Here is a 13279-nt window from a genome sequence, read left to right as displayed (position 1 = left end):
TTTTATTATAAAAGTGTATCATATTTGTTACAGATTATCTCTTAAAAACAACTTAGAAATAAAAAGGCCATTAAAAACTTGAATAAATTCTTCAAGTTTGTATAGATGCTTCAGAGCTTATATGTGCTCGTTTCAATTTGCATGGACATGACGGGCGAGGGAATTCAGATGTCCATGTCAAGCAGTTCACACCTAATGCTGTCGAGATAATCGATCAGTAACTTTTCGGGGCAATGATGAAAAAATTATTTCAAGCATTCATGGTAACTTCCGCGGTTATCGCAATTCAAACAACAGCGGCAAAGGCAGCTGATGTCGCCTTGCCGGAAGCCGAGCCGGTTGAATATGTGCGCGTCTGTGATGCTTATGGCGAGGGATATTTCTATATTCCCGGCACAGATACATGTCTGAAACTGGGTGGTTTTATTTATGCACAGGCGAAGGGTGGTGACGATGTTTATGCCCGTTCGCGTGACGAACGTAATATGAAAACCTGGCGCGATGAAGTCCGTGCCCATTTGCTCGTTGCTACAGCTTCCGAAACCGAACTTGGAACCCTGAAAACACATATCGAGTTACGTTCCGATTTTGATGATGGAACGGATTCCTCTTCGTCCCAATTGCGTTTCGGTTATATCGAACTCGGTGGTTTGCATATCGGTGTTGATGAATCGGCATTGAATACATTTTTCGATTACTATGGAGACTTCATCAATGACGATGTTGTCCTGGGCGGTGCCTATCGTACCAATATGATCCAGTACCAATATGCATTCAGCAATGGTTTGACGGCATTGGTTTCAATCGAACAAGGCGGTAACGAAGATACCGACTTCAACGGAACGATAGAAGATTATACTCCCGATGTTGTTGCCGGTTTGAAATTTGAACAAGGTTGGGGATCAATTACAGGTGCCGGTGCCTATGATGCTGTCAATGAAGCCTGGATTGGCAAGGCAAAAGTCAATCTGAAAATTACCGATGCATTCAATGTCTGGGTCATGGGGGCTTATAAAGACCTCAAAGACAAATATTATGAAGATATTGATGACGAGGACACTCTCATCCGTGATGGTCGTCGCGGTATCCGTGCTGTCGACAGTTTCTACGGTACATGGGGCGGAAAATGGGTTGGCTGGCTCGGCGCCTCTTATAAATTCACACCGAAAACAACTGGTAACTTGCAGTTGACTTATGAAGGCGTAGGCAACACCTACACGGCTGTCAATGTTGCTTATGAAATGCTTCCCGGTCTTACTGTTATGCCGGAAGTCAACTATCGTAAATGGAACGATGTCCATTCCGATTTGTATGATCAGGATGCTATAGGCGGTGCCATTCGTATCCAACGCGATTTCTAAGATATTTGGCGTAACTCATTAAAAGCCCCTTTTGGGGCTTTTTTATTGGGTATCTTTCGCTCCATTCATTCGGAACCAAACTTCCGGACTGGCTAAATTCCGCAAATTGCGAGGGGGAGGAGAGAAAATCCATTTTTATCGTGATAATCAAACCATGAATAAATATGACTGACCCTTTCACTCGAACCAGTTCGGGTTGGATATTTTTTCGAGTTCGCGGAAATAATACGACTGATAGAATTTATAGATGGGAAAACTAGCGAAAAATGGTTCAGCCGAAAATATGCAGCATCATTTGTTCAAAACAATATTGAGTTTAGATTTTTCAATTTCAAAATATATTGCTATCCAAAAATTCTAACGCTCTCTGAAATTTCATAACGCAACCGGTCAGTATCAATAAAATAAAAATTAAACAGTTAAATTTTTAAATAATGTTTATCCGAATTGATTGGCACTATGTGAATTATGTTAAAGCGTGTATTAAAATATATTATAAATAATTATTTTTATTGACAGAATTTTTTGTAAGAAGAGACATTAATATTTCTTATAAGAAAATGAATGCCTTTCAAGCGCTTATGTCTTGAATTTTACAATTCAGAAATTCGTCAATTCTAGTAGAATTCGGATATTATTGATATGAAATCATTCTTTGCAAGTTCTGTTTTGCTGCGATCAACGCAAACTCATATCCAAAATCAGCCGGTCCTTTATATCCATGCTGCCCAACGGATTTTCTACTAAATATGTCTCTTCTGCCGCACTATAATGCTAAGTAAAATGTTTTGTAACGAAGCTTTTAGTCGCGGAGGAACAAATTTCATAGAACCTTGCCCGTTGCGTTCGAAGATTTGAAAGAACGTTGTCTTTCCATGGGCATTAACCCTATATCTACTTGTAACGGGGCTTTCAAATAACCCTTCATTGTCGTCAATATAAAAAATATAGAATATCGACTCTCGCGGGGCCGCTCCAATATAGGCGCATAAAATTTTAAAGAATTGGTTGTCCTAATTGCGATTGTGCAGAGTAAATTTACGAATGTTGAAGCGTTATAAAAAAGACAATAAGAAAGCCAGAAATATTACAGATTCCGGATTCCGAAATACGACTAAGGATATACAATCAATTTTTCTTTTATAGTTTTATGAAAGAGGATTGTCTTGAAACAAAGACAAGACCTTAAGTCTTATGGTGTCGATAAGGAAAATATCAATCATAAATGTACAAACATTCATGAACCAAGTGAAATGAGAGGACCCACCCCTCGGATAGTGGTCATCGAATATAGTTCAATATTTTTCAACCTTGCCCGATTATTGGAGGAAGCGCACTCTCGAACTCGGGCAATTTTGCCGATCAAGCAGCGGTAAAAGGGAAAAGCAAAAGAAATCTCAAAAGCTGTGCTGAATTTCTAATACAAAATCGAAACTTTAGCTCGGGTTGACACCAAACCATTTCTTGTAGATTGCTGCATATGTTCCATTATCTTGCAGATGTTTGAGTGCAAGGTTGTAGCGATTAAGCCACTCGCTACCTTGCGGGAAGGCTGCACCATAGGTCTGTTGCTCCAATACGCCTCCCACGACTTTTACCTTATCTTTGCCTTCAGTTGCTGCATAATGCATAACAACCGGAGCATCAAACAACACAGCATCTACTCCGCCATTAACGAGGTCGTTAAATGCTGCATCGATTTCCGGAAAGAGGCGACGCTGGGTATTCGGTAAGTGTTCAATTGCATAGGGAAAAGCACTTGTACCGTTTTTTATCGCAACTGTTTTGCCTTTGAGATCATCAACGGATTTTATAGTGCTGTCACTGCGAACCAATAATACAAGCCCACCTTCATAATATGGTTTGGAAAAATCGACCACATTGGAGCGTGTGCGGGTAATAATCAGACCGGCCATAGCAACATCGATCTGGCCGATATGCACGTCCGAAATAACCGTCGAAAAATCCATCGGTGTCGTGGTATATTTAACACCCATTTCTTTTGCGATGGCATCCCACAATTCTACATCGAAGCCAACGAGCTTGCCATTTTCCATATAACTGAAAGGAATATTGGAATTATCAGTCGCAAATTTCACTTCTTGTGCATTCGTAACGTGCACAAAACCTAAAGCCACCACCACGATGATGGCTTTACAAATAAATTTAAAAATCATTACCCACCCCCTTTATTAACGAACTTGAAATCACGTCCGATAATCGCATCCTTTCTTGTCAGCCAAACCCCCGCCGTTACAGATATGGCTATTCCAAAATTAATGACCAATAAAAAATTCTCTAAGATAAAAATATTTACATGAGCTTTTATTCATAAATAGTAAAAATTTACCATTTCTTCCTTAAAATTCGTTAAATCAGGCTATTTATTTTTGTGAGAGCGCATTTTCCCAGCTCGTGATGAATTGATCGGGCAGCCTTCTAGGCCGGCCTTCGGAATTGACCAAAGCCAGTTGAACATCTGCCGAGACAAGTAATAAGTCGTTGCAAATAATTTCCTGCGCCATGACAATTCGTGCGCCTGTCACTTTTGTTATCTTCGTTCGTATATCAAGTATATCGTCAAACCGGGCAGATTTATGGTAGTTGACGGTTAATTTATGGACAACCCAACCTAATTTTTCGTTTTCTTCGGTGTCGTGCGGTTGTTGGTGTTGAGCCATGCTCAATCTTATAAATTCCGATCTTCCGCGTTCAAAAAATTCCAGATAACGGGCATGGTAGACGACGCCGGTAAAATCGGTATCAGCATAATAAACTCGGGCGAAAAGATGGTGCACATTACCAATAAATTCGCCGCAAAAAGGAACATTTTCAATCATCTGAACCGCCAAACATATTAAATTGGGCCTGATCAACCGCTTTCGGTGGATTTAACCCCATATGGGTCCAGGCTTTTGCAGTCATAACCCGACCTCTGGGGGTTCTTTGTATAAACCCTTGTTGGATGAGATAAGGCTCTATAATATCTTCAATCGCATCACGCGGCTCTGACAAACCGGCTGCAATCGTCTCGATCCCTACAGGTCCACCGCCGAAATTTTCGGCAATCATACCAAGATAGCGTCGATCAAGCTGGTCAAGTCCAAGTTGGTCAACTTCCAAACGCAACAATGCCTCATTGGCAATATCGCGGTTAATTGTTGTAGCCCCGGAAACGGAGGCAAAATCTCTGACCCGGCGCAAAAGCCGGCCGGCAATACGCGGTGTACCACGTGCACGACGTGCAATTTCCCGCGCGCCGTCTTCGGCAATAGGCATATTGAGAATATGGGCATTGCGTTTGACGATATGCTCAAGCTCGTCAACGGTATAAAAATTCAGTCTTATCGGAATACCGAAACGATCACGCAAAGGGGTGGTCAGCAAGCCAAGTCTTGTTGTTGCTGCAACAAGGGTAAATTTTGAAAGATCGATTTTGACGGAACGTGCAGCAGGACCTTCGCCAATAATCAGGTCAAGCTGGAAATCTTCCATAGCCGGATAGAGGATTTCTTCAACCGCCGGACTTAAACGATGAATTTCATCAATGAAAAGAACATCGCGCTCCTCAAGATTTGTCAAAAGCGCGGCAAGATCACCCGCTTTGGCGATGACAGGTCCGGAAGTGGAATGAAAATTGACACCGAGCTCTTTTGCGAGAATTTGCGCAAGCGTTGTTTTGCCGAGCCCGGGAGGACCGACAAACAAAACGTGATCCAAAGCTTCATTACGATTTTTTGCAGCTTCGATGAAAACCTTCAGATTTGCTCTTTGAGCTTCCTGACCGACAAAATCATCAAGACATTGGGGACGCAGAGAAACGTCACCATCTTCATCACGTTTATTGGCAGAGATCAGGCGTTCATTATTTTCCATGAAAACATTTTACCTTGAAATTTCTTTTAGACCAAGCCGTATCAGCTTTGCCGAATCTGCGTCATTACCCGCTTCACGCAATGCACTGGCAATAGCATTGGCCGCCTGATCGCGCGAATAACCCAAATTTTCCAATGCCGAAACGGCGTCCGATATGGCCTGCGATGTGGCTCCTTCGCCGAGGTCCTGTTTCAGGGCCAAATTGTTGTCATTACCGGCAAACTCGGGAACTTTGTTTTTCAATTCTGTCACAATGCGTTCGGCTACTTTTTTACCAATTCCGGGTGCGCGGCAAACCATCGCAATATCTTTCAAGGCAATGGCATTGCCAATTTCGGAAGGGGACAATGTACCGACCAGTGCAAGAGCCACTTTTGCGCCAACACCTTGCACGGTCTGCAACAGCGCGAACCATTGTTTTTCGGCCTTTGTGGTAAAGCCGAAAAGCTTTATAGCGTCTTCTCGCACTTGTGTTTCAATGAAGAGCGTTACAGCTTCACCAATGCCCGGAAGGCTTCCCAGAACACGCGGGCTTGCAAAGACAATATAGCCAACGCCATGAACATCGACGATTAGGTGATCAACATTGATTTCGTCAATAATGCCTTTCAGTTTTCCTATCATACCAAAGCTCTCAAACGGTTTTCCAGACTATTGCGGTTATGGGCGTGACAAATAGCAATGGCCAAAGCATCAGCCGCATCGCTTGAATCAAAACTGGCCCGTGGCATCAAAACTTTCACCATCATATGAATTTGTTGTTTTTCGCCATGTCCGACGCCAATGACAGCTTTTTTGATGGAATTAGGTGCATATTCGGCAACCGGCAAACCGGCCTGTGCGGGTGCCAATAATGCGATGCCGCGCGCTTGTCCGAGCTTCAATGTGGCTGTTGCGTCCTTATTGACAAAAGTTTGCTCGACAGCTGCTTCCTCCGGCATAAAAGAATGGATGATCTTAGAAAGGCCGTCGTAAAGCGTAGACAGCCTTGAAGCCAGACTTAATTTATCATCCGAACGTATTGTACCGGATGTAACAAATTTCAGATTATTTCCCAGAACGTCTATGATGCCATATCCAGTACGTCTTAAACCGGGATCGATACCTATAATACGAATCGCTTCAGCCATAATCCGGAGCATAAAGCTTTTATGCTCTGTTTTGTAGCAGATTGTGAACAAAAGGGAAACAAAATGAACAGCAAGTTAATTATGCTGAAAGGCTGCTTTGATCATATTGATTTGTTTGTTGACAGGGTTCAACCCGTTTTCATCATGGTTCAAGGCGCTTTCAACATCACGATCCATATGGCGGACGCGTTCTTCTATCCGCAACGAAAGTTCGACAAGATGTTTGAATTCTTCGGGCAGCTCTTTCCAATTCGGATTTTCGTCGATCAATGAAGGAGTGTTAAGACAGACTTTTGCTTTTTCCTGGGCAATTTGGTCTTTCGTCATTTCTTTTTCGCGTGCTGCGCGAAATAACAATAGCCATGAAGCAACTTGCATAAGCCGTGTACTCATACGCATAGCTTCGGCTGCATAAAGTGAAGAAGCTTCTCCCGAAAGGTTTCGCGAAGCAATTTTTCCATCACCATCAATATAGGCGGCGGTTTTTTCGATCAATGACATTCCTTCGTCATAAAGACGCGAAAATGCATTGTCGAATGCACCATGTTCAAACATGACAATCATATTGTCGTTATGAAAACCTTGCGGATGCAACCGTTTTACTCCAACTCTTTTTCCCGATTTCAACAATTCGAAAGACAGAAATCTTTTCGGTAATTGTTCCATCAAGATTTTGCAGAAACAAAAACTGCACTTTTTTGGATCTTTTCGCAATGAAATCCTTAATGCAAGGTTAACGGCTTCAAAGCGTTGAGTCTATAGTGCCTTATATCGGTTTGGCCGGACAATTTTTTGGTTCAACCGGCTTTTGTTTCAACCGGATTTTTATCATTGCGGTTTTTCTATTGAACAAGAGACTTGGAAATCGTTTCTGCAACGAGCTTTGACGAGGTCAATTGGCCCTGATTTCATGCTTTTTGCCAATGTTTATCAGCAAGTTTCGTTGATGAGAGCTTTTCCTGTTGTCCCATCACTTGGGAGCTGCGCGCCACATAGTAGGTTTGCCCCGTGGTTGTGAGTCCTTTCGTTGCAAGTTCTTTTGTAGCGATTTTTATCCATTCGAAATAATAGGCTACGGCAAATTGTATGACGATTCCTGTGGTCAAAAGCAATGTGTCGTAATAAAGCCCACCGGGATTTACTATTTTAAGAACCTGACTTGCCATGGCTAGAATCGTACCGGCGACAAAGACAGCAAGACTGTGTTTACCCAGTATGGCAAGGGGATGATTGCTTCTGACCGTAGCCAATTTGTTTAGCGGTGTGATTGTGGCAATGAGATAGGCCAACGCCAGAATATGGAGAAGACGCGGCAGAGAAAGAAAAGTCTTGTTAAAACCGGCAAGAGTTGCGGGAAGTCCCATTGTCGGATTTATCCACCACCAGCCAAGACGCACCCACAGACACGAGATGACGAGATAGCTTGCTGCGACAATCACCAGAAGAGGATGGCGAGGAAGTTTACCACCCTTTTTGATATAAATTGTTGTTGCACAGCCGATAACAAACAAAAATTGCCATGAAAGCGGATTGAGAAACCATACACCCTTGGTCGGGAAGTTATGCGGTGCAATGCCATAAAACCCTGCTACGAGATATATTATAAAGGACAGGGCGAGCAGAAGCTTGAGCGATTTTATCGCAAGGTAAAGTATAAAAGGTGTCGCCAGAACCAGAACAAGGTAAAGCGACAATATATTGTTGTAGCCGAGCTGGTGACCAAGTGTGACGAGACCAAGCAACGATGATGCAGGGTCCTTTAACAAAGGCTGTATATTGTTGAGATGCAAAAATTCCGGTCGTTGAAAAAATAATGCTGCGGCGACAAAAATTGCCAGACTCATCAATGTTGTCAGTATGTGGGCTGAATAAAGAGTAGCCGAGCGGCGTAAAAGTTTTAAAGAAATGAGCAACCGGTTTTGTCCGAAAAATTTGCTGCCATAGGCCAAGCCGACAGCTATTCCGGAAATAAGAACAAAAGCCTCTGCCGAATCGGAAAAGCCGAAATGCTTGTGGGTAAGCCATTCGTAAATAGTGCCGGGAACATGGTTTATGAAAATGGTCAGCAATGCCAATGCGCGAAACACATCAATTCGGGTGTCCCTTTTAGACATTGTCATTTGCTTCATAGAATTCTAATCCCTGTTGACCAAACGGCCGATCAAATAAAATTTGTTCAATGCGTCATTATCTGATTTGCCGGCAATTTGAAGTCGAAATATGACAATGCATAATCACATTTCTTTCCAAGGTGAAATCATTGTAAGAAATGATTAGTGTGGAAATGATAGATTCGCCCTAATTCGTCCTTTTTATAGACCTAAATGATAATGCCATGAGTAAAGAGATAAATCACCTACGCCAAAGACTTGTGATGACACTTGACATGCGTCGCAACATAAAGGCCGATCTGTTGATGGATGTTCTCGATAAAGGTGATTTTGCTAGCCTCATTGTCTATGATTCGCAAAATGATACGACATTTCTACAGCAACAGGCCGAATTGCTCGTAAATGCAACCGAGGCAAAATCTATAGCTTTTCTTGTTTCCAATGATAGCCGCATTGCCGGTCGTATTCACGCAGATGGAATTCATCTTGAAGGCACGATTGAAGACCTCCACACATTGCTTGAACGCCGTCATGATTCAATGATTATCGGCTTCGGCAATTTGCGCGACAAACACAGCTCTATGTTGAGCGGCGAATGTGAGCCGGACTATTTGATGTTCGGTAAACTTGGAGCCGATAAAAAACCGGCTCCTCACCCGCGCAATATTGCACTTTCATCGTGGTGGGCTGAAGTTATGGAAATTCCGGCAATTGTTCAGGCGGGTTCCGACATTGCGACATTTGGCGACGTGATTGCAACGAAAGCCGAGTTTATTGCTGTTGAAGACATTATTTTTAGTCACGAAAACCCGCAACAATCAGTGCGTCAAATTATGCAGTTGATTGAAGAGTGCGACGTTCTCGACGGGGAGCTTGCTGAATGAAAACATTCACAAGCAAACTATTGGGTGCGTTTTTTGTGATGCTCTTCGCCGGTAGTTCATGGGGCAATGCCGAGGACGCCCGTTCGGATAAAGGTGCAAAGCCTGTAACACCGCAACAAACGGGAGAAAATAATTTAAAAGCCGGTCAATATGACAGTGCCTATGATAATTATATGGCAGGAAATTATAAAACCGCATTTCTGGAAGCCTTGAAAAGAGGCGAAGAAGGGGATGCGACAGCTCAAACGCTGTTGGGGCGTATGTATATGGAAGGCTATGCCGTTGCAATTGACGGGGCACGGGCAGCTCTATGGTTTGGCCGCGCTGCCAAGCAGGGCGACCCGCAAGCGGAATTGCGTTACGGGCTGTTGGTTTTCAATGGAACCTATGTTCCCAAAGACCCGTCATTAGGCGAGGAATATATAAAAAAAGCCGTGGATGCCGGTGTCCCTGAAGCCTATTTTTATTACGGCCAATTATTATTGAGCAAATCCGATAGCGATGACGCTTTGGAGACCAGTCTCAGCTATTTTTTGAAGGGGGCTGCACGGGGCAATCCGGATTCGGCATTTGCCGCAAGCCAGATATTGGCACGTGGTACGCCAAAACGTCCGCGTGATGACAATAATGCACGCAAATTGCTGGAGGCAGCTTCTGCAAAAGACCATGTTCCGGCGCAAATTACTTTGGCCAAATGGATGGTTGAAGGGCGCGGTGGTCCGCGGGATTATGAAGCAGCATTCAATTTGCTGTTAATGGATGCAAGCAAGATGATTGCTCCGGCCCAGATCAATCTTGCGAGGCTTTATCGCGATGGTATCGGAACCGAGGGGGATATTGTAAAAGCCGCCGCTTGGTATATGGTAGCCAAACAGGCTAAAATGGAAGCCCCCGATCTCGAAAATATGTTGGAAGGCATGTCAGATGAGCAATTGGCAACAGCCCGCCAAAAAGCAGAACAGCTTATGCCGACACTTTAAAGTTCAAGCATGTCCTTAAATTTGAAGCCGCGCCCCTTGCTTAAAGACTTTTTTTATGGTCTTGAACAGATTAATCAAGAACATTTTCAAATGTCCTTATTCCACAATAATCTAATGTCGGATAAAAAAGATGAAGATCAATGGTAATGAAATCCGCCCGGGTAATGTGATTGAACATAATGGCAGCCTCTGGGTTGCAGTCAAATGCAATGCAGTCAAACCGGGAAAAGGTGGTGCATTCAATCAGGTCGAATTGAAAAACCTGCTTGATGGAACCAAATTGAATGAACGTTTCCGTGCAGCTGAAACTGTTGAAAAAGTAAGACTTGAACAGAAGGACTATACGTTCCTTTACGAGCAGGGTGACGCACTTGTTTTCATGGATTCGGAAACTTTCGAGCAACTTGAATTGCAGAAAGATTTTGTTGGCGAGCGTGCTGCTTTCCTTCAGGATGGCATGAAGGTCACGGTTGAACTTTATGAAGAAAAGCCGATCGGCATTGATTTGCCAGATCAGGTCACATTGACGATTACCGAAGCCGATCCGGTTGTTAAGGGGCAAACTGCTGCTTCTTCCTATAAGCCGGCGGTTCTCGAAAATGGCATCCGCATTCTTGTGCCGCCGTTTATTTCTTCAGGCGAGAAAGTGGTTGTCGATACAAACGAGCTTATTTATCTGCGTCGTGCAGATTAAGGATTGGTTTGATGGCGCGTTCAGCGATAATGAATGTCATGGTACAAGCGGCAATGAAAGCGGGGCGGTCGCTTGCCCGTGACTATGGCGAGGTACAAAATCTTCAGGTGTCTTTGAAAGGTCCGGCCGATTATGTCAGCCAGGCCGATCGACGCGCAGAAGATATTGTCCGGACAGAGCTTTTAAAAGCGCGTCCGGATTATTGTTTTCTCATGGAAGAATCGGGCGAGATCAACGGTAGCGACACCCAACATCGTTTTATTGTCGACCCGCTCGACGGGACAACCAATTTCCTTCACGGCATACCTTTTTTCGGCGTTTCGATTGCATTGGAGCGTCAGGGCCAGATTGTTGCCGGTGTGATTTATAATCCCGCAATGGATGAACTCTTTACTGCCGAGCGCGGTGGTGGCGTGTTTTTAAATGACAGGCGCATGCGGGTTGCCAATCGTCGCAAGCTTGAAGATTGCGTTATCGGCACAGGTATTCCCCATCTTGGTCGTGGTCATCATGGCGAATATCTTGTTGAACTGCGCAATGTGATGGCCGAAGTGGCAGGCATCCGGCGCATGGGTGCGGCTGCGGTCGATCTTGCCTATGTTGCAGCCGGTCGTCTTGACGGTTTTTGGGAAGATAATCTACAGCCATGGGATATGGCGGCTGGCCTTTTGATGGTTCGGGAAGCTGGCGGTTTTGTCAGTGACAAGGATGGCGGGCAGAATATCTTCGGGAAAAAGAATATTGTTGCCGGAAACGAGCTTATTCATAAAGCATTGATGAAGACGATCAAAAAACCGATTTGATGGCTAAGCTCTGGTCAAAAATTTCTATCAAATTCCATTCCCGCTTTTTTGAAAGCGGGAATTTTTTTGAGTTAAATCCTGCACATACTTGTTTCGCTTGAGATGTTCTCACTTCATAAATCACCGCCAGCCGCAGCCTGTTCCTTTCTTAACCTGTATCGGGCAACAAGCGAACGGATAGGATCGGGAATAATAAAGCTCGGATGGCTGTTCTCGCGAATGAAGCGGATTTCTTCATTATCATCACCTGAAATAAAATCGGCCGCGCAAACACCGAGATATGTGCCTTTTGCTACGCCAACGCCGTTACAGCCATTCAAAACCATGATGTTTTCGGCAGGTTTATGGAAAACATAATTCTGGTTGAGCGTAACGGCAATCATTCCGCCCCAGGTGAATTCGAACGGGATATGGGAAAGCTCGGGAAAACGGTTTTCGAACGAACGCCTGTGATGGGCCAAGGCATAATCGAGATCATCTTTGGAAGTTGTCAATGTCGGGGCAAAACGCAACACATTACGAATAAAGATGCGGTGGTCGGGGGTATAGCGCACTGTTGTGCCTGCCGGATGAGCCGAGGTAATGCCCCAAGGTTTTACATTGGAAAAATACTTTTCCAAATCATCAGCCTCGAGCGGTTTTGTCAGGCTGGCATAAGTGTAAACAGGCGCAAGGCGGTGCTTTTCATAGCCGAATTCACTGTTGAAAATATTGCCTGCCTCGAAGATAAATTTTGCCGTAATACGCCCGCGGACGGTTCTAATCACATGCTTGGAACCATAAGTGATTTCTGTAACAGGTGTTTGTTCAAAAAGGCTGACAGATGGTGGCAAGGCTTTTGCAATACCACGGATAAGTGCGGCAGGGTTAACAAGAACATTGCCCTTTGTATAGATTGCCCGTTGATAATAGGTAGTTCCCAATCGTTTTGCTAAATCGTCTCCGGCAATATCCTGATAATCAAACCCGTCATTTTTCAGTTGTTGGGCAAAATGGTCAAGATTGCCGAGGTTTCTTGTTTCGTGGGCGGCCATATATTTACCGCTCTCCTGCCAATCACAGGAAATAGCATAATGGTCTTTAAAATCACGCAAGCGCTTTATGGCAAATTTATTCAATGCATAAAGGTGCCGGTCATGATCGGGAGTTGTTTTGCCGCCATCCACATTGTGCGGAACATCAATGATAAAGCCGGCATTCCGCCCCGAAGTGCCTTCGCCAACTTTAAGTGCATCAATAACGGCTATCTTGGCATCCGGTTGCCGTTCGGAGAGCCGATGAGCCAATGAAAGGCCGATAAAGCCCGCTCCGATAATCACAAAATCAAAGTCTTTATTTTCTTCAAAGCTTTTGCCAATCGTCTCGTCGTGATCGGGCGATGTGGCAAACCAACCCGAAACGCCATCAATTTTGGGCTCCACGCGAATTTGAACCATAATA

At 44.1% G+C, this 13279-nt stretch carries 13 protein-coding genes; 5 read left to right on the top strand and 8 right to left on the bottom strand.

The features are described from left to right. Nucleotides 1–260 precede the first annotated feature (260 nt). On the top strand, nucleotides 261–1361 hold the full coding sequence (locus tag H3S83_RS00410) for a porin (protein WP_246741694.1): 1101 nt from the start codon (nucleotides 261–263) through the stop codon (nucleotides 1359–1361). 1436 nt (nucleotides 1362–2797) lie between these two features. Here the strand turns inward: H3S83_RS00410 and H3S83_RS00405 are convergent. From H3S83_RS00405 to H3S83_RS00375, 7 genes are all read right to left on the bottom strand, one after another. After that, complete coding sequence (locus tag H3S83_RS00405) at nucleotides 2798–3538, bottom strand: transporter substrate-binding domain-containing protein (RefSeq protein WP_198238356.1); 741 nt, start codon at nucleotides 3536–3538, stop codon at nucleotides 2798–2800. 207 nt (nucleotides 3539–3745) lie between these two features. Beyond that, nucleotides 3746–4201: a YbgC/FadM family acyl-CoA thioesterase gene (locus H3S83_RS00400; RefSeq protein ID WP_198238605.1), complete on the bottom strand. Its 456-nt coding sequence runs from the start codon at nucleotides 4199–4201 to the stop codon at nucleotides 3746–3748. Continuing rightward, nucleotides 4194–5237 carry a Holliday junction branch migration DNA helicase RuvB gene (gene ruvB / locus H3S83_RS00395; RefSeq protein ID WP_077973029.1) on the bottom strand — a complete coding sequence of 348 codons (1044 nt, stop codon included), beginning with the start codon at nucleotides 5235–5237 and terminating at the stop codon, nucleotides 4194–4196. Before ruvB ends, H3S83_RS00400 begins: the two co-directional genes overlap by 8 nt. 9 nt (nucleotides 5238–5246) lie before the next feature. Beyond that, nucleotides 5247–5861: a Holliday junction branch migration protein RuvA gene (gene ruvA, locus H3S83_RS00390; protein WP_077973028.1), complete on the bottom strand. Its 615-nt coding sequence runs from the start codon at nucleotides 5859–5861 to the stop codon at nucleotides 5247–5249. Next, complete coding sequence (gene ruvC, locus H3S83_RS00385; RefSeq protein ID WP_198238604.1) at nucleotides 5858–6367, bottom strand: crossover junction endodeoxyribonuclease RuvC; 510 nt, start codon at nucleotides 6365–6367, stop codon at nucleotides 5858–5860. The genes ruvA and ruvC overlap by 4 nt, the downstream gene beginning before the upstream one ends. A gap of 75 nt (nucleotides 6368–6442) precedes the next feature. Next, entirely contained in the window at nucleotides 6443–6931 is a 489-nt protein-coding gene (locus H3S83_RS00380) for a DUF1465 family protein (RefSeq protein ID WP_188317792.1), read from the bottom strand. A gap of 344 nt (nucleotides 6932–7275) precedes the next feature. Further along, nucleotides 7276–8487 carry an OpgC family protein gene (locus H3S83_RS00375; protein WP_370541354.1) on the bottom strand — a complete coding sequence of 404 codons (1212 nt, stop codon included), beginning with the start codon at nucleotides 8485–8487 and terminating at the stop codon, nucleotides 7276–7278. Between the two features lie 215 nt (nucleotides 8488–8702). Here H3S83_RS00375 and H3S83_RS00370 point away from each other — a divergent pair, with 215 nt between their 5' ends. The 4 genes from H3S83_RS00370 to H3S83_RS00355 all read left to right on the top strand — a co-directional run bounded on the left by H3S83_RS00370 (nucleotide 8703) and on the right by H3S83_RS00355 (nucleotide 11839). After that, a complete protein-coding gene (locus H3S83_RS00370; protein ID WP_198238602.1) occupies nucleotides 8703–9362 on the top strand; it encodes a thiamine phosphate synthase in 660 nt (219 codons plus the stop codon). Next, nucleotides 9359–10342: a tetratricopeptide repeat protein gene (locus H3S83_RS00365; RefSeq protein WP_198238601.1), complete on the top strand. Its 984-nt coding sequence runs from the start codon at nucleotides 9359–9361 to the stop codon at nucleotides 10340–10342. The genes H3S83_RS00370 and H3S83_RS00365 overlap by 4 nt, the downstream gene beginning before the upstream one ends. Before the next feature lie 130 nt (nucleotides 10343–10472). Further along, complete coding sequence (efp, locus tag H3S83_RS00360) at nucleotides 10473–11036, top strand: elongation factor P (RefSeq protein WP_077973024.1); 564 nt, start codon at nucleotides 10473–10475, stop codon at nucleotides 11034–11036. 11 nt (nucleotides 11037–11047) lie between these two features. Continuing rightward, complete coding sequence (locus tag H3S83_RS00355) at nucleotides 11048–11839, top strand: inositol monophosphatase family protein (protein ID WP_077973022.1); 792 nt, start codon at nucleotides 11048–11050, stop codon at nucleotides 11837–11839. Between the two features lie 113 nt (nucleotides 11840–11952). Here H3S83_RS00355 and H3S83_RS00350 read toward each other — a convergent pair whose 3' ends face one another. Continuing rightward, nucleotides 11953–13275: an FAD-binding oxidoreductase gene (locus H3S83_RS00350; protein WP_198238600.1), complete on the bottom strand. Its 1323-nt coding sequence runs from the start codon at nucleotides 13273–13275 to the stop codon at nucleotides 11953–11955. Nucleotides 13276–13279 lie beyond the last annotated feature (4 nt).

The organism is Bartonella sp. W8122, assembly GCF_016102485.1.
GTDB lineage: Bacteria > Pseudomonadota > Alphaproteobacteria > Rhizobiales > Rhizobiaceae > Bartonella > Bartonella apihabitans.
Note: the sequence above shows the minus strand (reverse complement) of the source record. Positions and strands in the feature narration are given on the sequence as shown.

Coding starts and splice junctions, on each gene's coding strand:
- H3S83_RS00410 (WP_246741694.1), top strand. CDS start 261: ATGGTAACTTCCGCGGTTATCGCAATTCAAACAACAGCGGCAAAGGCA.
- H3S83_RS00405 (WP_198238356.1), bottom strand. CDS start 3,538: ATGATTTTTAAATTTATTTGTAAAGCCATCATCGTGGTGGTGGCTTTA.
- H3S83_RS00400 (WP_198238605.1), bottom strand. CDS start 4,201: ATGATTGAAAATGTTCCTTTTTGCGGCGAATTTATTGGTAATGTGCAC.
- ruvB (WP_077973029.1), bottom strand. CDS start 5,237: ATGGAAAATAATGAACGCCTGATCTCTGCCAATAAACGTGATGAAGAT.
- ruvA (WP_077973028.1), bottom strand. CDS start 5,861: ATGATAGGAAAACTGAAAGGCATTATTGACGAAATCAATGTTGATCAC.
- ruvC (WP_198238604.1), bottom strand. CDS start 6,367: ATGGCTGAAGCGATTCGTATTATAGGTATCGATCCCGGTTTAAGACGT.
- H3S83_RS00380 (WP_188317792.1), bottom strand. CDS start 6,931: ATGATTGTCATGTTTGAACATGGTGCATTCGACAATGCATTTTCGCGT.
- H3S83_RS00375 (WP_370541354.1), bottom strand. CDS start 8,487: ATGACAATGTCTAAAAGGGACACCCGAATTGATGTGTTTCGCGCATTG.
- H3S83_RS00370 (WP_198238602.1), top strand. CDS start 8,703: ATGAGTAAAGAGATAAATCACCTACGCCAAAGACTTGTGATGACACTT.
- H3S83_RS00365 (WP_198238601.1), top strand. CDS start 9,359: ATGAAAACATTCACAAGCAAACTATTGGGTGCGTTTTTTGTGATGCTC.
- efp (WP_077973024.1), top strand. CDS start 10,473: ATGAAGATCAATGGTAATGAAATCCGCCCGGGTAATGTGATTGAACAT.
- H3S83_RS00355 (WP_077973022.1), top strand. CDS start 11,048: ATGGCGCGTTCAGCGATAATGAATGTCATGGTACAAGCGGCAATGAAA.
- H3S83_RS00350 (WP_198238600.1), bottom strand. CDS start 13,275: ATGGTTCAAATTCGCGTGGAGCCCAAAATTGATGGCGTTTCGGGTTGG.